We start from the raw sequence: 22,453 nt of genomic DNA, 5'->3' as shown, positions 1-22,453 counted from the left end.
CAAGCGGTTTGCTGGCAGGTAAGTAGTAGGGTCTTTCCGGATAAGGGTTTACGCAGCATCGCCGATCAGCGTTGAATGTCGTATGATGACTAACAATATGGCCGATAGCCTCCAGGAATTCCGATGACTGCTTCCCCGCTCTACATCCGCGTGCATCCGGACGACAACGTCGCGATCGTCGTCAACGACGGCGGCCTGCCCGAGGGCGCGACGTTCGCCGACGGGCTGACGCTGCGCGAGGGCGTGCCGCAGGGGCACAAGGTTGCGCTGGTCGATCTCGCGGCCGGCGACCCGATCGTCCGCTACAACGTGGTGATCGGCTACGCGCTGGTCGAGCTGCGACGCGGCAGCTGGGTCAACGAACGCACGATGCGCATGCCCGAGCCGCCGGGCCTCGACGACCTGCCGCTCGCGACACGCGCCGCACCGCCGCTGCCGCCGCTCGAAGGCTATACGTTCGAGGGCTTTCGCAATGCCGACGGCTCGGTCGGCACGCGCAACATCCTCGCGATCACGACGACCGTGCAGTGCGTGTCGGGCGTGGTCGAGCACGCGGTGAAGCGGATCAAGGCCGAGCTGCTGCCGCGCTACCCGAACGTCGACGACGTGGTCGGGCTCGAGCACACGTACGGCTGCGGCGTGGCGATCGACGCGCCCGACGCCGACATCCCGATCCGCACGCTGCGCAACATCAGCCTGAATCCGAATTTCGGCGGCGAGGTGATGACCGTGAGCCTCGGCTGCGAGAAGCTGCAGCCCGAGCGGCTGCTGCCGCCCGGCACGATTCCGGTCGCGGCCGACGGCGCGGCGGACAACGGCGGCGTGGTTTGCCTGCAGGACGCCGCGCACGTCGGCTTCAACTCGATGATCGACTCGATCATGAAGATGGCCGAATCGCATCTCGAGCGGCTGAACCGCCGCCGCCGCGAGACGTGCCCTGCGTCGGATCTCGTCGTGGGCGTGCAGTGCGGCGGCAGCGATGCGTTCTCGGGGCTCACCGCGAACCCGGCCGTCGGCTTCGCGGCCGACCTGCTGGTGCGCGCGGGCGCAACCATCATGTTCTCCGAGGTGACGGAAGTGCGCGACGGCGTCGCGCAGCTCACGTCGCGCGCGGCGAACGAGGACGTTGCGCGCGAGATCATCCGCGAGATGGACTGGTACGACCGCTACCTGCAGCGCGGTCGCGTCGACCGCAGCGCGAACACGACGCCCGGCAACAAGAAGGGCGGCCTGTCGAACATCGTCGAGAAGGCGATGGGCTCGATCGTGAAGTCGGGCAGCGCGCCGATCTCCGGCGTCGTGCGTCCCGGCGATCGCGCGAAGCAGAAGGGGCTGCTGTACGCGGCGACGCCCGCGAGCGACTTCATCTGCGGCACGCTGCAGCTCGCGGCCGGGATGAACCTGCACATTTTCACGACTGGCCGCGGCACGCCGTACGGCCTCGCGCAGGTGCCGGTGATCAAGGTCGCGACGCGCAGCGACCTCGCGCGCCGCTGGCACGACCTGATGGACCTCGACGCGGGGCAGATCGCGACCGGCGCGGCCACGATCGAGGAGACCGGCTGGGAACTGTTCCGGCTGATGCTCGACGTCGCGAGCGGCAAGCGCCGCACGTGGGCCGAGCAATGGAAGCTCGCGAATGCGCTGACGCTGTTCAATCCGGCGCCGGTGACCTGACGCGCGCGGCCGTTGCCGCCGGATGGAGCGGGCGCCCTCGGGCGCCAGTTTTCAATTCGATGCGGCCGCAACGGCGATCGAGCGCAACGCGCCGCGCCTCATGTGTCGAATTCCTTACCTCGTACGTAATCGACCGCCTGCGCGAGGCCGGCGACGATGACTGCACGCGAACACGGAACACGCCACGTTCGCGACATCGTCCTCTCATCGACACAAGGAGCTTCGCCATGAACACCGCCCAATCCGCTTCGTCCGTTCACGCCGACCTGATCGACCGCTACATCGACGCCTGGAACGAACCCGACGTCGCGCGCCGCCGCGCGCTGATCGATGCGACCTACGCGAGCGATGCAGCCTATCGCGATCCGCTGATGGCCGGTGACGGCCACGCCGGCATCGACGCGATGATCGCGGCCGTACAGGCGCGCTTCCCCGCGTTCCGCTTCCGCCGCACGACCGACGTCGACGGGTTCGGCCAGCACCTGCGGTTCTCGTGGGCGCTCGTGTCGCCCGACGGCGCGGCGATCGTGAAGGGCTCGGACTTCGGCACCGTCGACGCGTCGGGTCGCCTCGCGTCGGTCACCGGTTTCATCGACGAAATGCCGGCCGCGGCGTCGTGACGCGAGCGACGCATGCGCGGCGGTCGCCGGGATCGGGTAACGTTACGCATTCGTTCCTGATCCCGGAGACTGGCCGACATGCTGAAGAATCTCGACCCGCTGCTGCACGCCGACATCCTGCACACGCTGCGCGCGATGGGCCACGGTGACGAAATCGCGATCTGCGACGCGAATTTCCCGGCGGAATCCGTCGCGGAGCACACGGTGGTCGGCCGCGCGTTGCGGATCGACGGCGCCGATTCGGCGCGCGTCGTGCGCGCGGTGCTGTCCGTGCTGCCGCTCGACACGTTCGTCGACACGCCCGCGTGGCGGATGGAAGTCGTCGGCGATGCGGCGGCCGTGCCGCCCGTGCAGCGCGAGGTGCAGGCCGAGATCGACCGCGCGGAAGGGCGCGCGGTGCCGCTTACGAGTGTCGACCGGTTCGCGTTCTACGAGCGCGCGCAGCAGGCCTACGCGGTGATCGTCACCGGCGAGCTGCGCGGCTACGGCTGCTTCATCTTCAAGAAGGGCGTGTTGTTGAGCGACGCGGGCTAAACGCGTTTTTCAGCGCGCCGGGCTGCCGGTGCCGCCGCGGCAGTGTAAAGATTTGCTACAACCTTTTTCTTGGACACCGCGGAAAGACCCTCTATGCTGGCCCATTTGCCGCAGGCCCAGCAGGGCCGCGCGCCCCTGAGCTTCACGGGCGCGATCCGTGCGGCCGGCCGAATTGCATACGAGGAGAGAGGCATGACGCGTACCGTCGATTCCGGCGTCATTTTTTTCGCGCGCCTGGCGCTGGCGGCGTTGTTCCTGTGGGGCGGCATCATGAAGCTGCTCGGCTACAGCGACTTCGTCGCGTATCTGCACGGGATGAACGTGCCCTATCAACAGGTCGTCGCGCCGATCGTCGTCGCGATCGAAGGGCTGGGCGGCCTGCTGCTGATCGTCGGCTACAAGGTACGGCCGCTCGCGTTGCTGATGGCGGTCTACACGATCGCGACCGCGATGGTCGGGCACAATTTCTGGGACGCGACGAACGCCGCCGTCCAGCACGACATGGTGATTCATTTCTGGAAAAACGTTGCGATCGCCGGCGGTTTCCTGCTGCTGTTCGTCACCGGCGCCGGCGGCGCGAGCATCGACGCGCTGCGCCGGCCGAGTTCGTCGTACGGCGTGCTGCGTTGAATTGAGCCGATCCGCGCGGTTGCGCTGAAAGCAGGCAAAAGGGCCGAACCCGCACGCGGCGGGTTCGGCCCTTCGTTCATCCGGCCGGCGCGTGCGCGCCGACGTTCAGCGTGCGTCCTTCACGTCCTTCGCATCCTTCGAGAACTGCACGGCGATCGCGCCGAGCACGCAGATCGCCGCGACATACACGACCGGTGCGAGCGGATTCGACTTCATCATCAGCGACACGATCACCGGCGTGAGGCCGCCGAAGATCGCATACGCGACGTTGTACGAGAACGAGATGCCCGAGAAGCGCACGACGGCCGGGAAGCTCTTGACCATCACGAACGGCACCGCGCCGATCGTACCGACCATGAAGCCTGCGATCCCGTAGTAGAGCGGCAGCGTCGACGCGTCGGCCGCGACCTGCATGAACAGCAGGTAGTAGCACGCGGCCAGCCCGATGCCGCCGATGCCGAGCACGCGCTTCGCGCCGATCCAGCCCGCGAGCGAACCCGCGGTGATGCAGCCGGCCGTCAGGCACAGCGTCGCGACGCTGTTCGCGAACAGCGTCGTCGCGGGCGTCAGGTGGAACTGCTTCTGCAGCAGCGCGGGCGTCATCAGGATCACGACGACGATCGCGGCCGACAGCATCCACGTGAGCAGCATCGACACGATCACCGCGCGGCCATGATCGCGCAGCACGGCTTTCAGCGGAATCTCGGCCGCGAGCGCCTTCTTCGCCTTCATCTCGGCGAACACCGGCGTCTCATGCAGCCAGCGGCGCAGGTACACGGAGAACAGGCCGAACACGCCGCCGAGCAGGAACGGGATGCGCCACGCGAACGCGCCGACTTCGGCGGTCGAGTAACGGCTGTTGATGCCGGCGGCGACGAGCGAGCCGAGCAGGATGCCGGCGGTCAGCCCCGCGGTCAGCGTGCCGCATGCGTAGCCGATGTGACGCGACGGCACGTGCTCGGACACGAACACCCACGCGCCCGGCACTTCGCCGCCCACTGCCGCGCCCTGCAGCACGCGGAACAGCAGCAGCAACACCGGCGCGAGGATGCCGATCGTGTCGTAAGTCGGCAGCAGGCCCATCAGCAGGGTCGGCACGGACATCATCAGCACGCTCAGCGTGAACATCCGCTTGCGGCCGAACAGGTCGCCGAAGTGCGCCATGATCACGCCGCCGAGCGGGCGCGCGAGATAGCCGGCCGCGAAGATGCCGAACGTCTGCAACTGGCGCAGCCAGTCGGGAATGTCGTGCGGGAAGAACAGTTGCCCAATCGCCGGCGCGAAGAACACGAAGATGATGAAGTCGTAGAACTCGAGGGCGCCGCCGAGTGCGGCAAGGCCAAGGGTCTTGTAGTCGCTGCGCGTGAGCGCGCGTTCGGCGGCGCGAGGCACGCCGCTCAATTCGGAAGCTTGCATGGTCAGGACGATCGGTTTTCGAATGTTGTTGTCGGTGCAGCGTCTCCAGGGCCCGCTATCGGCATGGACTGACAAGGCGCGGCTGGCATCGTCGAAGCGTGCCGCATGCCGGGGTGAGGCACGAAACACGCACCGCCGCACCGGGATGGGGCGCGGCGCAGACGAAGCGTCAAAGCGGGTGGGGGGATTCTACAGGAGCGCGAAATGCACGCGCGCGGGTGCGCGCCGAGGAACGCTTCGGACCGCGAAGCCGAAGCCGAAGCCGAAGCCGAAGCCGAAGCGCGCGCGGCGCGGGCGACCGGTGAAGCCGCTGACGCGCCGCGCGGGGCAGGGTTTCGCGTATCAGTTGCCGGCGATCGTATCGACCGGCTTGAACGCACCGTGCTCGACCTTGTAGATCGTCACCGGCGCATCCTTCAGGTCGCCCTTCGCGTCGTACGCGATGCTGGGGGCCGACACGCCCTTGACCGACACCTTGCCGAGATACGGCGTGTACACCTTCGGATCGGTCGAGTTCGCGTCCTTCATCGCGGTGAGCAGCGCGATCGTGCCGTCATACGAGTACGGCGAGTAGGTGATCACGTCTTCGTTGAAGCGCGCCTTGTAGCGTGCCGCGTAGCCGGCAAAGCCGGGCATCTTTTCCTTCGGCAGCCCGCCCATGTAGACGATCGCACCTTCGGCCGCGTCGCCGCCGACCTTCAGGAACGTCGGCGAACGCGACATCTCGCCCGTCACGAACGCCGACTTCATCCCGAGCTGGCGCATCTTGCGGATCATCGGCGACGATTGTGCGTCGCCGCCGCCGTAGAAGATCGCGTCCGGGTTCATCCCCTTGAGGTTGGTCAGGATTGCGGAGAAATCGAGCGCCTTGTCGTTCGTGAAATCGCGCTTGATGATCGTGCCGCCCGAGGCCTGCACCGCCTTCGCGAATTCGTCGGCGATGCCCTGGCCGTAGGCCGTGCGGTCGTCGATGATCGCGATGCGCTTGAAGTGCAGCGTCTTCACCGCATACGTGCCGACGATGCGGCCCGCCTGCGCGTCGCTCGTCAATAGCCGGAAGGTCGTCTTGTAGCCGCGCGCCGTGTATTGCGGCGACGTGGCCATCGAGATCTGCGGCAGCCCCGCGCGATCGTACAGATCGGACGCGGGAATGCTCGTACCCGAATTGAAATGGCCGATGATCCCGCGGACGTTGTCGTCGATCAGCCGCTGCGCGACGGTCGTGCCCGTGCGCGGGTCGGCCTGGTCGTCCTGCGAATCGAGCTGGAACGTGACGGGCTTGCCGCCGATCGTCGGATGCGTCGCGTTGAAATCGGCGATCGCGAGCTGCACGCCCTTCTGCATGTCCGTGCCGTAGTTCGACTGCGGGCCGGTCAGCGGTGCGGCGAAACCGATCTTGACGACGTCGGCGGCAATGGCGTGCGCGCCCGACAGTGCGCAGGCAGCGGCCAGCGCGACGTGCGATACCTTCAGCTTCACTTTCACTTCCCCTTGATGGCGTGGTTGGGTCGCCGCCGGCTGGCGGCCGGCGCCGGTAAACCGGGCGAGACGGTTCGGTCGGCAGGCCGATGCGAGGGCCGTGCGTGCTTGCCGCGTGCTGCCCGGGCTGTGCCGGAATCGGCACATGACGGCCGATGCCGCAGGCCATGCATGCCGATTGCTGCTGCGGCGCGAGGTCGTCTCGTGACCGTGAAGCGAAGTCTAGATAGCGAAAATGCGTGCGTCTTGCGCGTTCGATGCGCAGCCGGCGACGATATCGGCATATCGTCGATAACCCTGATATATGCCGAAATCGTCATGCCGAATGCGCAAACGCGCCAAGACGCTGCACGTCCACATTTTTATGCTGCCGAGTTCGGGCGTGCGGTGCCGGTGTGCGCGTGCGCCGGTACGCGCGCGGCATGTCGGCACCGGCGCACGCATGGTTGCCACGTTGACGCAAGCGGATTCTCGGCCGGCCGCCGCACACTCGGCACAGTGGTTGCGCATGCAACGAACATCGCATGTCGCGTGACGATGCCGGCCGGTCGGCGGCGCGATGTGACGGCTGCCGCCAACTTGCCCGCCTTTGCGATCGGCGCGACACGATCGAAGGGGCGCTCCTATAATCGACGCCATCTGCCACTCGCTTCGCGGTTGCCGGGATGACGACCTTGCTTGCCGTACCGCCCATGAGCCTGTCCGAAACGTTGCGCTACCAGCCCGACAACGCCGATTTCGGCGCGATGCTCGTGCACTTTCGCCTGCTCGAACCGGTGTTCGATGCGCTGCCGGACGTCGCGTTCTTCGTGAAGGATGCGAGCGGCCGCTATGCGATCGTGAATCGCACGCTGGCGATGCGCTGCGGCTACAAGGACAAGCGCGACCTGCTCGGCAAGACGGCCGACGAAGTGTTTCCGCGCCGCTTCGGCCGCAGCTATTTCGAGCAGGACATGGCGACGATCAACGCCGGCCAGCAACTGATGGATCAGCTCGAGCTGCACCTGTATCCGGGGCGCCAGCCGGGCTGGTGCCTGACCTGCAAGGAGCCGCTGCGCGACGCCGCGGGCAGGGTGGTCGGCCTCGCGGGCATCTCGCGCGACCTGAAGGCCCACGAGGGATCGCACCCGGCGTACAGCCGGCTCGCCGACGTGGTCCAGCACATCCAGGATCACTACGTGCAACCGCTGAACCTGAAGCACCTCGCGCAGATGGCCGGGATGTCGGTCGCGCAGCTCGAGCGCTACTTCCACAAGGTGTTCCACCTGACGCCGCGTCAGGTGCTGCTGAAGGCGCGGCTTGACGCGGCCACCGCGCTGCTCGTCACGCACGACAAGGTGACCGACGTCGCCGCGCTATGCGGCTACACGGATCACAGCGCCTTCACGCGCCAGTTCAAGGCGACGGTCGGCGTGACGCCGACGGAATACCGGTTGATGCTGCAGGAGCGGGCAGGGTGACGCGACACGCCGAAAGGGCCGGCGAGTCGCTGGGATCGGGGTGATGCGGGAAAACGGGAAAGGGGGAGAACGGCGGCTCAGCGGTAGCCGAGCCCTTTCAGGACGGCGGTGCCGTCTTCGGTCAGCCGGAAGCTGGGTGCCGTATCGGCGTCGAGCTTGACCATCTCGACGAGACCGGCTTCCTGCAGCGCAGGCAGTTCGGGTTTGGCGTTCGCGCCGATCGGTGCGTGCAGCAGCACGAGCAGCGTCGCGATTTCATGATGGCTGAGCAGGCGGCGCAGCATCGTCTTCTTTGCAGGGGGCGCGGCCTGGCGGCCCGCGGGTGCTTCTACGGCGCTCATCGCTTTCCTCCTTTTCGAGATGACCATCGGGTACTGGTTGCGGATGGTGCCGTCGAAGACTTAAGCGATTCTTAAAACGATGGCGGGCGACGGGATGCTGCGCTGCGGTACGGGTTACCGGATGTAACGCCCCAGGGAAGGCAGTTTCCGGCAGGATCACTGCCAGCCGCGCGGGCGGGTGCGCGATCCTTCGATTCGCCACGATGGTGCGCACGGGATGCGACCCTTTGAAGCAGCCTCAAAATCCTTGTCAGCTTCCTTCCCTTATTTCCTGCGCTGTGCCTGGGCGGCGAGCCGCACGGCCGCGTTCGCCGCGCCGTAGCCGTCGTATCCGCCGCGCCGCTCGACGATCTCGAGCGAGAAGCGGTTGTCGACCAGTTCCGTATACGCGTGCAGGAATTCGCCGCCATGCTCGTCGCGGTCGTACAGCAGGTGGTGCGCGCTCAGCGTGTCGATCAGGTCGTCCGGCAGCGCGTAGCGCGCGGCGAGATCGTCGTAGTAGTTCGGCGGAATGCGCAGGAACGGCACGCCGTCGGCCGCGAACGCGGCGATCGTCTTCACGATGTCGTCCGTGCGGAACGCGACGTGGTTCAGCCCCGTGCCGTGGTAGCGGTCGAGCGATTCGGCAACCGCCGTGTGCCGGTCGACCGACGCGTTCAGCGCGATCCGCACCGAACCGTCGGCGCTGCGCACCGCGCGGCTGCGCACCAGCCCGTACGGATCGGGCACGAGCCAGCTGCGTTCGGCCTCGAAGCCGAATGCCGTTTTGAAGAACAGGATCCACGTATCGAGCGCGTCGGCCGGCAACGCGAGGCACACGTGGTCGATACCGGTCAGCGGGCCGACTTCGCTCGGGCCGTCGATGTCGGTCAGCACGAAGTCCGATTCGTACAGCGTCGGCGCGTTCGGCGCTTCGTCGACGAAGTACTCGAGGCTGCCGTCCGGCGCTTGCACGCTCGGCAGCACGCGCTCGTTCGGCCCGACACGGCCGGAGAACGGCGCATAGCCGAAGCCGGCCGCGCGTTCGAACGCCACTTTCGCGTCGTCGACGCGGAATGCCGATGCGCACAGCGACAACCCGTGCTGCTGGAAGAACGCATCGGCGAACGAGTCGCGCTCGGCGTTCAGCACGATCGACGCGGCGCCGTGCTGGAACAGCGTCACGTCCTTCGAGCGATGGCGGCCCGCGAGCCGGAAGCGCATCCGGCCGAGCCATTCGCCGACGGTCGCCGCCGCCTGCGCGTCGACCGCGAATTCGATGAACTGGAACCCGACGTGCGCGGGCGGCGCCGGCGGCGCGAACAGCGGCTGGCTGGCAGCCGGCGCGCGGCCGTCCCGAGCGAGCCGTTCGCGCGTCTGCTCTTCCAGATAGAGCAGCGAACGATGGCCGTCGGCGGCCGTGATCGCGGTCGGCGCCGCGCGGAAGCCGTCGTTGAAGATCTCGAGCGACAGCGGCCCCGTATAGCCCGACTCGATCACGCGCGCGGTGAAGCGCGCGAGGTCGAAGTCGCCCTGGCCCGGGAACGAGCGGTAATGGCGGCTCCATTCGAGCACGTCCATCGCGAGCTTCGGCGCATCGGCGATCTGCACGAACGCGATCCGGTCGCCGGGGATGTCGGCGATCGCGTCCGGCGAATCGTCGAGCGACAGTGTATGGAAGCTGTCGAGCGCAAGGCCGAGGTGCGGGTTGTTCACGGCATTCACGAGTTTCCACGCATGGCCGTACCGTTTCACCACGCGGCCCCACGCGAGCGCTTCGTACGCGGCGACCACGCCGGCCTGTCGCGCGGCTTCGGCGAGCGCGCCGAGCTGGTCGACGAGCAGCCCGTCGTCCGCGATCGTGTCGGCCGACACGTTGCTGCAGACCAGGATGCGGTCGGTGCCGAGCGCATGCATCACGTCGAACTTGCGCTTGATCCGGTCGAGGTTGCGGGCGAGCTGGGCCGCGCTCACGCCCTCGAAGTCGCGAAACGGCTGGAACAGCACGATGTCGAGGCCGAGATCGGCGGCCATGCGCCGGACGTCGGCCGGCGATCCGTCGAAGTAGACGAGGTCGTTTTCGAAGATTTCGACGCCGTCGAAGCCCGCGGCCTGGACGGCGGCGAGTTTCTCGGCGAGCGTGCCGGACAGTGACACGGTGGCAATCGAGCGCTGCATGGGGCGAATCCTGCGGGTGAGCGGGGCGTGGCGTCGGTCGAACCGGCCCTGAATGAACCAATCGTTGAATTCCCGGCGAACGCCATATCCCGAATTTACTGGGCTAGTGATGCGTATTGTACAAACTAACTAGTTGGTACAAATTAGCGAAAACCCGAAAAGACAGCCCGGATTCGCGGGCGCACACTAGCGCCAATTTCCGATAGTTTTCGGGGCGGTGCCGGTCGCGGTCTGCCCCTGTTTAAGGAGCAGAATCACCATGAGCAAGCACAAGGTGCTGGTGCTGAACGGCCCGAACCTGAATCTGCTGGGCACGCGCGAGCCCCATATCTACGGCGCGGAAACGCTCGCCGACCTCGAGCAGCGCTGCCGCACGGCGGGAGAGGCGCTCGGGCTGGAAATCGACTTCCGCCAGTCGAACGCCGAGCACCAGCTGATCGACTGGCTGCATGCCGCGCGTCACGACACGCACGGCATCGTGATCAACCCGGCTGCCTATACGCATACGTCGGTGGCGCTGGCCGATGCGCTTTCCGCGATCGCGAGGCCGGTGATCGAAGTGCACATCTCGAACGTGCATCGCCGCGAGGCGTTCCGGCACCATTCCTACGTGTCGGCGATTGCCGAAGCCGTGATCTGCGGCTGCGGCACCGAAGGCTACGTATTCGCGCTACAGCGTTTTGCGACGCTGTTCGCGCAGGGGGCCGCGCGATGAGCCGCCCGTCGTTTCTGATCGGCCTGATCGGCCAGGGCATCGGCGGCTCGCTGTCGCCCGCGATGCACGAGGAAGAAGGATTTCGCCAGGGGTTCGGCTATGTCTACCGGCGCATCGATCTCGACGCGCTCGGCGTGACCGTCGACGCACTGCCGCAATTGCTCGATGCCGCGCAGCGGATGGGCTACAACGGCCTGAACATCACGCACCCGTGCAAGCAGCGCGTGATCGAGCACCTCGACGCGCTGTCGGACGATGCGCGTGCGCTTGGCGCGGTGAACACCGTGCTGTTCAAGGAGGGCAAGCGGATCGGTCACAACACCGACTGGTCGGGCTTCGCGAAATCGTTTCGCCGCGGGCTGCCCGGCGCGTCGCTCGAACGCGTCGTCCAGCTCGGCGCGGGCGGCGCGGGCGCGGCCGTGGCGCATGCGGCGTTGCAGATGGGCGCGGCGGAACTGACGATTTTCGACGTCGACGGCGCGCGCGCCGTCGCGCTCGCGGCCGAACTGCAGCAGCGCTTCCCCGCGGCACGGGTCGCGCCCGGCGGCGATCTCGCGGGCGCGATGCGCGCCGCGACGGGCCTGATCCACGCGACGCCGACCGGCATGGCCAAGCATCCGGGCCTGCCGCTGCCGGCCGAGCTGCTGCACGCGGGCATGTGGGTGGCCGACATCGTGTATTTCCCGCTCGAAACCGAACTGATCCACGCCGCGCGCGCGGCCGGCTGCGCCACGCTGCCGGGCGGCGGGATGGCCGTCTACCAGGCGGTCGACGCGTTCGAGATCTTCACCGGACGCACGCCTGACGCCGAGCGGATGTTCGATCACTTTCAGTCGCTCGTCGCGCGCTGACCCCCCAAGAAAGAGAGACCAGGAGACGACCATGCAGCACACCACCCATACGAGCGCCGCGCCGGCGCAGGCGGCCGGCACCGTCCGGCGCACCTCGGCGCGCTACAAGATTCTCGCGCTGCTCGCGATCGGCACGATGATCAACTATCTCGACCGTACCGTGCTGGGGGTGGCTGCGCCGCAGCTCACCAAGGAGCTCGGCATCAACGCGGCCGTGATGGGCATCATGTTTTCCGCGTTCTCGTGGACGTACGTCGCGATGCAGGTGCCCGGCGGCCTGTTCCTCGACCGCTTCGGCAGCAAGATCACCTACTACTGGTCGATGACGTTGTGGTCGCTGTGCACGTTCCTGCAAGGTTTCGTGCCCGGCGTCGCGACGCTGCTCGCCTGCCGTCTCGGCCTCGGCGTCACGGAGGCGCCGTGCTTCCCGACCAACAGCCGCGTCGTCGCGACGTGGTTCCCGCAGAGCGAGCGCGCGATGGCGACGGGTACCTACACCGTCGGCGAGTACATCGGCCTCGCGTTCTTCAGCCCGGTGCTGTTCGCGCTGATGGGGGCGTTCGGCTGGCGCTCGCTGTTCTGGGTCGTCGGTGCGGTCGGTATTGTGTTCGGCCTCGTCTGGTGGAAGTTCTATCACGAGCCGCGCAACCATCCGGGCGCGAATTCGGCGGAGCTGACCTATATCGAGGCGGGCGGTGGCCTGGTGCACGGCGTGCGCAAGGACGGCGACAAAGGCGGCAAGGGCGAGCGCAAGGCATTCAGCTGGTCGATGGCCGGAAAGCTGCTGAAGAAGCGCCAGCTCGCGGGCATCTGCCTCGGCCAGTTTGCCGGCAACTCCACACTCGTGTTCTTCCTGACCTGGTTCCCGACCTACCTCGCCACCGAGCGCCACATGGGCTGGCTGAAGATCGGTTTCTTCGCGGTGATGCCGTTCATCGCCGCATCGGTCGGCGTGATGTTCGGCGGGATCTTCTCCGACTGGCTGCTGCGTCGCGGCAAGTCCGCGAACCTCGCGCGCAAGCTGCCGATCATCGCGGGCCTGTTGCTTGCATCGACGATCATTCTCGCGAACTACGTGCAGAGCAACGAGGCCGTGATCGCGATCATGTCGGTCGCGTTCTTCGCGCAGGGGATGGCCGCACTCGGCTGGACGCTCGTGTCCGACATCGCGCCGGACGGCCTGCTCGGCGTCACCGGCGGCATCTTCAACTTCGCGGCGAACCTTGCCGGGATCATCACGCCGCTCGTGGTCGGCTTCATCGTCGCGTCGACCGGTTCGTTCGTCGGCGCGCTCGTGTTCATCGGCGTGATCGCGCTGATCGGTGCGGCGTCTTACATCTTCGTCGTCGGCGACATCAAGCGGATCGAACTGTAAGCACCGACTCCACGCACATCCGGTGCGTTAGCCCGGCAGCCGCAAGGCCGCCGGGCTTTTTTGCTTGCGCGCGCCGGCGGGTGGGCCGGCTGGCGGAGTACAGCGCTTATGCGCGCTGCACCGCGATGCCGAGCGATTCGACCGCCCGCGCGATCGCGGCGACCGCACGGCGGATATCGTTCGAGTCGATTGCGCCGATGCAGCCGACGCGGAACGTCTCGAGCTGGGTGAGCTTGCCCGGATACAGGATGAAGCCCGCGTCGCGCACCGCGTCGTAGAAGCGGCGGAAATCGTAGGCCGGGTGGTCGGGCGCGTGGAACGTGACGATCACCGGCGCCTGCACGCTCGCGTCGAGGAATGGCGCGAAGCCGAGCGCGTGCATCGATTCGACCAGCGTCCGGCAGTTGTCCGCATAGCGCGCGCCGCGTGCCGGCTGGCCGCCTTCGGCGAGATACTGGTCGAGCGCGGCGCGCAGCGCGGCGATCACGTGCGTCGGCGGTGTGAAGCGCCACTGGCCCGTCTTGCTCAGGTACGCGTACTGATCGTGGAGATCGAGCGCGAGCGACGGCGAATTGCCTTCGCTCGTGTCGAGCGCGTCGCGCCGCACGATCGCGAACCCCATCCCCGGCACGCCTTCGAGGCATTTGCCGCTCGCCGAGATCAACGCATCGATGCCGCTGCCCGCCAGCCTGATCGGCAGCGCGCCGAACGAGCTCATCGCGTCGACGATCAGCCGCTTGCCGTGGCGCCGGCACACGGCGGCGATGTCGTCGAGCGGGTTCAGGATGCCGGCGCTCGTCTCCAGGTGCACCTGCGCGACGTGCGTGATGCGCGGCTCGCGCGCGAACGCGGCTTCGATCGCGGCCGGATCGACGGCGGCGTCCTCGCCGAACGGCAACGCGATCGCTTCGATCCCGAGCCGGCCGAGGATCTTCAGGATGCGCGCGCAGTACGCGCCGTTGTCGGGCACCAGCACGACGCCGTCGCGCGGCACCAGCGTGCCGAGCGCGGCTTCGACCGAGAACGTGCCGCTGCCCTGCATCGGGACGCACACGTACTCGGCGCCGCCGTGCGCGATCGCGACGAGGTCCGCACAGACGCTGGCCGTCAGTTGATTGAAAGCGGCATCCCACGAGCCCCAGTCGTGTTGCATTGCGTGGCGGGTTGTGGCGGACGTGGTGAGCGGGCCGGGCGTGAGAAGAATCGGATCGGACATGGTTTTCCCTTGCAAAGGTCGGAAGAAACGCTGGGCGGCATTTCTTCATGGACTTGCATGATATTGGCAAAATGTGTCATTTTTTGGAAATTGTGGCATTCGTCACGACTTTGTCATCGAACGCTGTGATCCTTCGCTTGCCGTGCGAAACCAACCTCAGCGCGGCGGCGAGGCAGGCCGTCGATCGGCCCTGCCCGGAGATAACAGGAGAGCCGGATCGTGCCCCGGCCATTTGGTGTTCCGCCTACGGAGAAGTCAGATGACACTGCAGAAACCCTCGCGCGCCGCTGCCGGCGCGTTCCGCAAGCTGGCGCTGGCCGCCAGCGTCGCCGGTCTGATGGGCGCCGCGCTGCCCGCGCACGCGGCGAGCGCGGTCGTGCTGTATACGGCAGACGGTCTCGAGAACCTCTATCGTGATGTGCTGCCGGCCTTCGAGAAGAAGGAAGGCGTCAAGGTCAACATCGTGACGGCGGGCAGCGGCGAAGTCGTCAACCGCGCGAACATCGAGAAGAATTCCCCGAAGGCCGACGTGATCGTCACGCTGCCGCCGTTCATTCAGCAAGCTGGCCAGATGGGCCTGCTGCAGCCGTACCAGAGCGTGAACTACAAGAACGTGCCGGCCATCGCGAAGGCTGAAGACGGTACGTGGGCGACGTTCGTGAACAACTACTTCTCGTTCGCGATCAACCCGGATGTCGTGAAGAACCAGCCGAAGACGTTCGCCGACCTGTTGTCGCCGGCCTACGCCGGCAAGGTCGCGTACTCGAACCCGGCCACGGCCGGCGACGGAATGGCCGTGCTGATCCTGACGACGTCGCTGATGGGCGAAGACAAGGCGTTCGACTACCTCGGGAAGCTGTCGCAGAGCGTGAAGTTCCACACGAAGGGCACGGGCTACCTGAACGTGCTGCTGTCGCGTAACGAAATCAGCGTCGCCAACGGCGACCTGCAGATGGACCTCGACGATGCCGAACACGGCGCGCTGTCCGTCAAGCCGATCTTCCTGGCCGCGAAGGAAGGCGACCAGCCGACCACGTTCCAGCTCCCGTACGGCATAGGCCTGATCAAGAGCGGCCCGAACCAGGACGCCGGCAAGAAGCTGATCGACTACCTGATGTCGACGGAGGTGCAGTCGAAGGTGCCGGACATGTACGGCATCCCGGGCCGCACGGACGTGCCGCTGGCCGGCAAGAACGGCGAAGCGGTCAAGAAGGCGATCTCGGGCGTGAAGCTGATCCCGGTCGACTGGACCCAGGTGATGGCGAAGAAGCCGGTGTGGATCGAGCGCTGGAAGAAGGACGTGATCGGCAGCTCGGGCAAGCAGCTCGACGTCGTCAAGCCGAAGTGATCGGCGCGCGCTGCCTGTATTTGTGAGCAAGAGGATGAACCCGGTGGAAACCGCCCTGACCCATCCCGGCGCATTCGGCGCCGCCGAACCGCGAGCGACGCTGCGGTCCGGCGCGCCGGGCGGCGTGCAGATCGAACACCTGAGCGTGCGCTACGGCGCGCGCACGGTGCTGGAAGATCTGTCGCTGTCGATCGGTGCCGGTGAATTTCTGACCGTGCTTGGCAAGAGCGGCTGCGGCAAGACCACGCTGCTGCGCTTCATCGCCGGGTTCGTGAAGGCCGACGGCCTGACCGGCACGCTGACCGTTGCCGGACGCGACCTGACCTATGCGCCGCCGCACAAGCGCAATCTCGGTCTGCTGTTCCAGAATTACGCGCTGTTCCCGCACCTGACGGTGTTCGAGAACGTGGCATTCGGGCTGCGCGCACGCGGCATGGCGTCGCCGGAAGTGACGCGCCGCGTCGCCGATGCGCTGAAGCTCGTGCAACTCGGCGATGCGGGTCATCACCTGCCCGCACAATTGTCGGGCGGGATGCAGCAGCGCGTCGCGCTCGCCCGCGCGCTCGTGATCGAACCGGACGTGCTGCTGCTCGACGAGCCGCTGTCGGCGCTCGACGCCAACCTGCGCGCGTCGGTGCGCAGCGAACTGAAGGCGCTGCACGAGCGCCTGCCGAACCTGACCGTTGTCTGCGTGACGCACGACCGCGACGACGCGCTCGTGCTGTCCGATCGCGCGCTGCTGATGCGCGATGGCCACATCGCGCAGCTCGGCACGCCGCAGCAGTTGTACGACGCGCCGCAGGACGGCTACGTCGCACGCTATCTCGGCCCGGCAAACCTGCTGCCGCCGCACGTGATCTTCCCCCTCGGCGATCCGCGCCACGAGGTGCGCGGCAAGGTTGCCTGCGTGCGCCCCGAGCGCCTGACCCTGATGCCGCCCGCCGCGGGCGGCCTGCACGGCACGGTATCGTCCGTCGAATGGCAGGGCGCGGACCTGTCGATCGCGGTCACGATCGATGCGGCCCCCGACGAGCCCGTGCGCGTCACGATGCAACGCGGCCGCGGTGCGGCTCCCGAGCGCGGTGCGCGCGTGTCCCTGCATTGCGAGGCAGACGATGTCGTCCTTATCGAGCCCTGAAGCCGGCCTGCCGCCGCACGTGCTCGCGTCGGCCGCCGCGCACGCCGCCGCCGCGCGGCGCCGCAAGCGCATGGGCGACCTGCACCTGGCCGCGCTCGCGATCGTCCTGCTGGGCCCGCTCGTCGTCTATCCGCTGGTGCGGCTCGTGCTGCTGAGCGTGTCGGGCGACCACGGGATGAGTTTCGCCGCGTACCGCACGTTTTTCGGCAACCCTGACACGCGCGGCGTGCTGCTGACGACGCTCGGCGTGCTGTTCGCGAGCGCCGGCACCGCGTCGGTGCTCGGCGTGCTGCTGGCTGCGCTGCTGTTCTTCAAGCCGTTTCCGGGCGCGTCGCTCGTCACGCGTTTCCTGGAACTGTACGTCGCGTTCCCATCGTTCCTCGTCGCGTTCACGTTGATCTTCCTGTACGGCTCGCAAGGCTCGATCAGCATCGCGCTGCAGCACCTGTTCCTTCTCGAGAATCCGCCGCTCGATTTCCTGTTCGGCATCGGCGGCGTGATCCTCGCGCAGACCGTGTTCTATACGCCGTTCGTCGTGCGGCCGACGCTCGCGTCGTTCGCGACGCTCGACCTGCGGCTGGTCGAGGCCGCGCGCAGCCTCGGTGCGTCCGGCTGGATGCTTGCACGTCGCGTCGTGCTGCCGATCGCGTGGCCGGGCATCGCCGCGGGCACCGTGCTGTGCTTCCTGCTGACGCTGAACGAATTCGGGATTCTGCTCGTGCTCGGCAGCGCGCGGCTCGTGACGCTGCCGGTTGCGATCTACAGCAGCGCGACCGTCGACATCGACCTGCCGACCGCGTCGGCCGGCGCGGTCGTGATGCTCGCGCTGTCGCTGGCGCTGTATGCGGTTTATCGCCGGGTGAACCGGCGTGCGACGGGAGGGAACGATGTCCGCTGAATTTCGTATCGGGCAAGCCGTGCCGCGCCACCGGATCGGCTGGGGTGACACGGTGCTCAAGCATGCGTCGCGCGCGGCGCTCGCGCTGGCCGCGTTCGCGTGCTTCTGGCTGTTCGTGTTGCCCGTCATCGTCGTCGCGCTGTCGAGCGTGTCGACGCAGTGGTCGGGCACGATGCTGCCGGCCGGCTACAGCCTGCGCTGGTTCGAGCGGCTCGGGTCGCCGGAATACGACGCGCTGCTGACGAGCCTGGAAATCGGCTTCGGCGTGTCTGCGGCCGGCACGATCCTCGGGTTGTGGCTCGCGCTGGCGCTCGAAGGGCGCGACCGGCGCGGCCTAGGCGCGGTGGTCGACGCGCTCGTGATGGTGCCGAACGGTGTGCCGAGCGTCGTGCTCGGGCTCGCGGTGCTGATTGCTTATCACCAGAAGCCGGTCGACCTGTCGAGTTCGGCGGCGATCGTCGTGCTGGTGCAGCTCGCGCTGATTTTGCCGTTCTGCTATCGCTGCGCGGCGGCCGCGCTGCGTCCGGAGCTGACCGTGCTGCGCGAAGCGGCGGCGAGCCTCGGTGCGCCGCCCGCGATGGTGCTGCGCCGCGTGCTGCTGCCGCAGCTCGTGCCGGCGCTGCGCGCGAGCCTCGCACTTGGCTTCGCGCTGTCGCTCGGCGAGCTCGGCGCGACGCTGACGGTGTATCCGCCCGGTTTCGCCACCGTGCCGATCGTCGTGATCGGCCAGGTGGAGCGTGGATATTACCTTCCCGCATCGGCGCTGTCGCTGCTGATGCTCGGCGCGTCGCTCGCGGCGTTGCTGCTGATCGCTGCGCGCGTGCCGCGCGGCAAGCGGGTGGCAGCATGAACGCCGCGTTCGCATTGCGCCAACCCGGTGAAGCGTCGGCAACCGGCGCATCGACGGGTCTCGCAGGGCGCGCCGTCGACGTCAACGGCCGGCGCTACCGGCTGCCGGTCGAGCCGACCGTCGTCGTCTGCGTCGACGGCTGCGAGTACGACTATCTCGAACGGGCCGTGGAAGCGGGCGTCGCGCCGTTCATCGGCCGGATGATCGCCGAAGGCACGGCGTGGCGCGCCGATTGTGTCGTGCCGACCTTCACCAACCCGAACAACCTGTCGATCGTCTGCGGCGTGCCGCCGTCGGTCCACGGGATCTGCGGCAACTACTTCTGGGATCCGGCCGCCGACGGCGGGCGCGGCGCCGAAGTCATGATGAACGACCCGGCCTACTTGCGGGCCGGCACGCTGCTCGCCGCGGCGTCCGACGCCGGTGCGCGGGTCGCGGTCGTGACGGCGAAGGACAAGCTGCGCCGGTTGCTCGGCTGGCGGCTGAACGGCATCTGCTTTTCGGCCGAGAAGGCCGCGCAGGCGAATCTCGTGGAAAACGGGATCGTCGACGTGCTCGACTGGGTCGGCCTGCCGTCGCCGGACGTCTACAGCGCGGCGTTGTCCGAATTCGTGTTCGCGGCCGGCGTTCGGCTCGCGCAGACGCGCCAGGTCGACCTGATGTACCTGTCGACCACCGATTACGTGCAGCACAAGTGCGAGCCGGGCAGTGCCGGTGCGAATGCGTTCTACGCGATGATGGACGGCTACCTCGCGCAGCTCGACGCGCTCGGCTGGGCGATCGGGCTGACGGCCGATCACGGGATGAACGCGAAGCACGATCCCGCGACGGGCCGGCCGAACGTCATCTATCTGCAGGACGCATTCGACGCCTGGTACGGTGCGCAGGCTGCGCGCGTGATCCTGCCGATCACGGATCCGTACGTCGTGCATCACGGCGCGCTCGGCTCGTTTGCAACCGTCTACCTGGCGCCGGGCATCGACCGGGCCGAGGCGATGTGGCGCGTCGGCGGCCTCGACGGCGTCGAGCTCGTGCTCGACAACGCGGAAGCCGCCGCCCGTTTCGAGCTGCCGGCCGACCGGATCGGCGATCTCGTCGTGATTGGCCGCCGCGACATGACGCTCGGCACGCGCGAGCGCGAACACGACCTGTCGGGCCTCACGGTGCCGCTGCGTTCGCATGGCGGCGTGTCGGAGCAGGAAGTGCCGCTACTGTTCAATCGGCGTATCGTGCCTGCCGATCCTGCGCGTCGCCCGCGCAACTTCGACGTGTTCGATTTCGTGCTGAACCGGGTCGCGACATGATGGCTCATCCCCGACACGATCACCCCGCGTTTCGCGCAGAGGTGCTGCGCTGGTGCGGCACGCGTGCGACGCGCGAACGCACGCTCGACGTGATGGACCCCTACACGGGCACGCGCGTCGGGACGGCGCCGCTGGCGAGCGTCGACGATGTGCGCGCGGCATTCGATTACGCGATGGCGTATCGGCCGAAGCTCACGCGGTACGAGCGTTCGCAGATCCTCGAGCGTGCGGCCGCGCTGCTGCGTGAGCGCACCGAGGAAGCGTCCGACCTGATTACGCTCGAATCGGGGCTGTCGAAACAGGACTCCCGCTACGAGATCGGCCGCGTTGCCGACGTGTTGAAGTTTGCGGCGGTCGAGGCGCTGCGTGACGACGCGCAGAGTTTCTCGTGCGACCTGACGCCCCACGGCAAGGCGCGCCGCGTGTTCTCGCAGCGGCAGCCGCTCGACGGTGTGATCGTCGCGATCACGCCGTTCAATCATCCGATGAACCAGGTGGCGCACAAGATCGCGCCGGCGATCGCGACCAACAACCGCGTGATCGTGAAGCCGTCGGAGAAGGTGCCGCTGTCGGCGTTCTACCTGGCCGACCTGTTGTACGAGGCCGGACTGCCGGAGCCGATGCTGCAGGTGCTGACTGGCGATCCGCGCGAGATCGCGGACGAACTCGTCACGCACCCGCATGCGGCGCTGATCACCTTTACGGGCGGCGTGGCGATCGGCAAGGCGATTGCCGCACGGGCCGGCTACCGCCGCATCGTGCTGGAACTGGGCGGTAACGATCCGCTGATCGTCCTCGACGATGCCGATCTCGAACGCGCGACGTCGCTGGCCGTGCTCGGTTCGTACCGGAATTCGGGCCAGCGCTGCACGGCCGTCAAGCGGATACTGGTGCATCGCCCGATCGCACCCGCGTTCACCGAGTTGCTCGTCGACAAGACGCGTGCATGGAAGTACGGCGATCCGTTCGATCCCGCGAACGAAATGGGCACGGTGATCGACGAGGAAGCGGCGCGGCTGTTCGAGGCGCGCGTGGAGGAGGCGGTCGCGCAGGGCGCGCGCCTGCTGACCGGCAACGTGCGGCGCGGCGCGCTGTACGCGCCGACCGTGCTCGACAACGTCGATCCGTCGATGACGATCGTGCGCGAGGAGACCTTCGGCCCGGTATCGCCGGTGATCACGTTCGACACGATCGACGACGCGATCCGGATCAGCAACGGGACGGCGTTCGGGCTATCGTCGGGCGTGTGTACGGACAGCACGGCCGCGGTCGTGCGGTTCGTGAACGAGCTGAACGTCGGCACGGTAAACGTATGGGAAGTGCCCGGATACCGGATCGAGCTGTCGCCGTTCGGCGGGATCAAGGATTCGGGGCTCGGTTACAAGGAAGGCGTTCAGGAGGCGATGAAGAGCTTCACGAACCTGAAGACGTTTTCGCTGCCTTGGGAGTGAATCAATGGCATTGACGGTGGAAGATATCCACGGGCTGTATCGCGAACATGGCCATGTGGCCTATAGCGGGGAGCCGGTCACGCAGCTCGAGCATGCATTGCAGAGCGGATGGCTGGCGGAAGAGGCGGGGGCAGACGAAGCGCTGGTCGCGGCTGCGTTCCTGCATGACCTCGGGCATTTGCTGAATCGCCAGGGTGAGACGCCAAGCGCGCGCGGGATCGACGATCTGCATCAGTATTACGTGCTGCCGTTCCTGCGGCCGCTGTTTTCCGATGCGGTGTTGGAGCCGATCCGGCTGCACGTCGACGCGAAGCGCTGCCTGTGCCGCACGGACGCCGGCTACTTCGAGAGCCTGTCGCCGGACTCGGTGCGCAGCCTCGCGCTGCAAGGCGGCATTTTCAGTGACGAGGAGGCGGCGGCGTTTCTGCAGCGCCCGTTCGCGGAGGACGCGCTACGCCTGCGCCGCTGGGACGATACGGCGAAGGAAGAGGGCAAGGTCACGCCGGATCTCGATCACTATATGGAGATCGTGGCGCGCCAGGTGCGCGCGGACTGACGGATTCCGTTGCTTCTATATAAGGCTCCGAACGCTGCCGCGTGCGGAGCCTTATATTTTTTGAGAAATCCCTTGCGCGGATCGAAGAGGGTGCCTACAATCACGCCTCTTTCGCGCTAACGGAAACACGGCGCGGAAGAGGGAAGCAGGGTTGGTGGTGTGCGGCAGTCTGGCGCGTACAACTGGCCTGGAAGTTGAGCCCCGCAGTCGCAACGCTGATGTTAAAAAGTTGTTGACGAGCTGCGAAACACGGTTCATAATCTCGCTTCTCTGCTGCTGAAAACGCAGTGCTGCCGGGAGCCACGAAGTTCCTCGCAGAATGCTCTTTAAAAATTAACAGCCGATAAGTGTGGGCGCTTGATGGAAGCGAGCTGATCCTCGGATCAGATAGCAAAAGTATCAAGAGTCTCACACTAAAGTAAGTCAGGTTTATGAAG

The 22,453-nt window shown here is 67.0% G+C and carries 21 protein-coding genes; 15 read left to right on the top strand and 6 right to left on the bottom strand.

Annotated elements, in window-relative coordinates:
- The first annotated feature begins 123 nt into the window (after positions 1-123).
- The 4 genes from garD to HWX36_RS13075 all read left to right on the top strand — a co-directional run bounded on the left by garD (position 124) and on the right by HWX36_RS13075 (position 3,461).
- A complete protein-coding gene (gene garD / locus HWX36_RS13090; protein WP_175952517.1) occupies positions 124-1,677 on the top strand; it encodes a galactarate dehydratase in 1,554 nt (517 codons plus the stop codon).
- A 227-nt stretch (positions 1,678-1,904) separates the two neighbouring features.
- On the top strand, positions 1,905-2,297 hold the full coding sequence (locus tag HWX36_RS13085; protein WP_175952516.1) for a nuclear transport factor 2 family protein: 393 nt from the start codon (positions 1,905-1,907) through the stop codon (positions 2,295-2,297).
- Positions 2,298-2,375: 78 nt separating this feature from the next.
- Positions 2,376-2,831, top strand: a complete 456-nt coding sequence (locus HWX36_RS13080) for an RbsD/FucU family protein (RefSeq protein ID WP_175952515.1) — start codon at positions 2,376-2,378, stop codon at positions 2,829-2,831.
- Between the two features lie 192 nt (positions 2,832-3,023).
- The gene (locus tag HWX36_RS13075) at positions 3,024-3,461 is read left to right on the top strand and encodes a DoxX family protein (RefSeq protein WP_006491342.1); all 438 of its coding nucleotides are present in this window, start codon (positions 3,024-3,026) and stop codon (positions 3,459-3,461) included.
- 105 nt (positions 3,462-3,566) lie between these two features.
- On the opposite strand, the gene HWX36_RS13070 is transcribed toward HWX36_RS13075, so the two are convergent.
- Together HWX36_RS13070 and HWX36_RS13065 are read right to left on the bottom strand one after the other, a co-directional pair.
- Complete coding sequence (locus HWX36_RS13070) at positions 3,567-4,877, bottom strand: MFS transporter (protein ID WP_175952514.1); 1,311 nt, start codon at positions 4,875-4,877, stop codon at positions 3,567-3,569.
- 342 nt (positions 4,878-5,219) lie between these two features.
- Positions 5,220-6,356 carry a branched-chain amino acid ABC transporter substrate-binding protein gene (locus tag HWX36_RS13065; RefSeq protein WP_175952513.1) on the bottom strand — a complete coding sequence of 379 codons (1,137 nt, stop codon included), beginning with the start codon at positions 6,354-6,356 and terminating at the stop codon, positions 5,220-5,222.
- A 665-nt stretch (positions 6,357-7,021) separates the two neighbouring features.
- On the opposite strand from HWX36_RS13065, the gene HWX36_RS13060 reads away from it, so the two are divergent.
- Complete coding sequence (locus tag HWX36_RS13060) at positions 7,022-7,816, top strand: AraC family transcriptional regulator (protein WP_175952512.1); 795 nt, start codon at positions 7,022-7,024, stop codon at positions 7,814-7,816.
- A 77-nt stretch (positions 7,817-7,893) separates the two neighbouring features.
- Here HWX36_RS13060 and HWX36_RS13055 read toward each other — a convergent pair whose 3' ends face one another.
- Together HWX36_RS13055 and HWX36_RS13050 are read right to left on the bottom strand one after the other, a co-directional pair.
- On the bottom strand, positions 7,894-8,157 hold the full coding sequence (locus tag HWX36_RS13055; RefSeq protein ID WP_174933418.1) for a hypothetical protein: 264 nt from the start codon (positions 8,155-8,157) through the stop codon (positions 7,894-7,896).
- 264 nt (positions 8,158-8,421) lie between these two features.
- Positions 8,422-10,314, bottom strand: coding sequence for a sugar phosphate isomerase/epimerase and 4-hydroxyphenylpyruvate domain-containing protein (locus HWX36_RS13050; RefSeq protein WP_175952511.1), 1,893 nt, complete (start codon positions 10,312-10,314; stop codon positions 8,422-8,424).
- Positions 10,315-10,573: 259 nt separating this feature from the next.
- Here HWX36_RS13050 and aroQ point away from each other — a divergent pair, with 259 nt between their 5' ends.
- From aroQ to HWX36_RS13035, 3 genes are read left to right on the top strand one after another with little or no spacing between them, the layout of a single operon-like run.
- Entirely contained in the window at positions 10,574-11,029 is a 456-nt protein-coding gene (gene aroQ, locus HWX36_RS13045; RefSeq protein WP_175952510.1) for a type II 3-dehydroquinate dehydratase, read from the top strand.
- Positions 11,026-11,880: a shikimate dehydrogenase gene (locus HWX36_RS13040; RefSeq protein ID WP_175952509.1), complete on the top strand. Its 855-nt coding sequence runs from the start codon at positions 11,026-11,028 to the stop codon at positions 11,878-11,880. The genes aroQ and HWX36_RS13040 overlap by 4 nt, the downstream gene beginning before the upstream one ends.
- 31 nt (positions 11,881-11,911) lie before the next feature.
- Positions 11,912-13,255: an MFS transporter gene (locus HWX36_RS13035; RefSeq protein ID WP_175952508.1), complete on the top strand. Its 1,344-nt coding sequence runs from the start codon at positions 11,912-11,914 to the stop codon at positions 13,253-13,255.
- 106 nt (positions 13,256-13,361) lie between these two features.
- Here HWX36_RS13035 and HWX36_RS13030 read toward each other — a convergent pair whose 3' ends face one another.
- On the bottom strand, positions 13,362-14,471 hold the full coding sequence (locus HWX36_RS13030) for a 2-aminoethylphosphonate--pyruvate transaminase (protein ID WP_175952507.1): 1,110 nt from the start codon (positions 14,469-14,471) through the stop codon (positions 13,362-13,364).
- Between the two features lie 259 nt (positions 14,472-14,730).
- Between HWX36_RS13030 and phnS the strand changes: the two genes are divergently transcribed.
- The 7 genes from phnS to HWX36_RS12995 are packed head-to-tail and all read left to right on the top strand — an operon-like array spanning position 14,731 to position 22,016.
- On the top strand, positions 14,731-15,819 hold the full coding sequence (gene phnS, locus HWX36_RS13025; RefSeq protein WP_175952506.1) for a 2-aminoethylphosphonate ABC transporter substrate-binding protein: 1,089 nt from the start codon (positions 14,731-14,733) through the stop codon (positions 15,817-15,819).
- A 34-nt stretch (positions 15,820-15,853) separates the two neighbouring features.
- Positions 15,854-16,957, top strand: a complete 1,104-nt coding sequence (phnT, locus tag HWX36_RS13020; RefSeq protein WP_175952505.1) for a 2-aminoethylphosphonate ABC transport system ATP-binding subunit PhnT — start codon at positions 15,854-15,856, stop codon at positions 16,955-16,957.
- Positions 16,935-17,855: a 2-aminoethylphosphonate ABC transporter permease subunit gene (gene phnU / locus HWX36_RS13015; protein WP_175952504.1), complete on the top strand. Its 921-nt coding sequence runs from the start codon at positions 16,935-16,937 to the stop codon at positions 17,853-17,855. Before phnT ends, phnU begins: the two co-directional genes overlap by 23 nt.
- A complete protein-coding gene (gene phnV / locus HWX36_RS13010) occupies positions 17,845-18,705 on the top strand; it encodes a 2-aminoethylphosphonate ABC transport system, membrane component PhnV (RefSeq protein WP_175952503.1) in 861 nt (286 codons plus the stop codon). The genes phnU and phnV overlap by 11 nt, the downstream gene beginning before the upstream one ends.
- The gene (gene phnA, locus HWX36_RS13005) at positions 18,702-20,009 is read left to right on the top strand and encodes a phosphonoacetate hydrolase (RefSeq protein WP_175952502.1); all 1,308 of its coding nucleotides are present in this window, start codon (positions 18,702-18,704) and stop codon (positions 20,007-20,009) included. The genes phnV and phnA overlap by 4 nt, the downstream gene beginning before the upstream one ends.
- A complete protein-coding gene (gene phnY / locus HWX36_RS13000; protein WP_175952501.1) occupies positions 20,006-21,460 on the top strand; it encodes a phosphonoacetaldehyde dehydrogenase in 1,455 nt (484 codons plus the stop codon). Before phnA ends, phnY begins: the two co-directional genes overlap by 4 nt.
- A gap of 4 nt (positions 21,461-21,464) precedes the next feature.
- Complete coding sequence (locus tag HWX36_RS12995; RefSeq protein WP_175952500.1) at positions 21,465-22,016, top strand: phosphonate degradation HD-domain oxygenase; 552 nt, start codon at positions 21,465-21,467, stop codon at positions 22,014-22,016.
- A 100-nt stretch (positions 22,017-22,116) separates the two neighbouring features.
- Here the strand turns inward: HWX36_RS12995 and HWX36_RS36835 are convergent.
- The coding region (locus HWX36_RS36835; RefSeq protein ID WP_208457802.1) for a hypothetical protein at positions 22,117-22,453 on the bottom strand (337 nt) is incomplete at its 5' end.

It is taken from the genome of Burkholderia sp. BCC0405 (genome assembly GCF_902833075.1).
Taxonomy (GTDB): Bacteria; Pseudomonadota; Gammaproteobacteria; order Burkholderiales; family Burkholderiaceae; genus Burkholderia.
The sequence above is the reverse complement of the archived record's forward strand: the minus strand, read 5'-3'. Positions and strand labels throughout refer to the sequence as shown.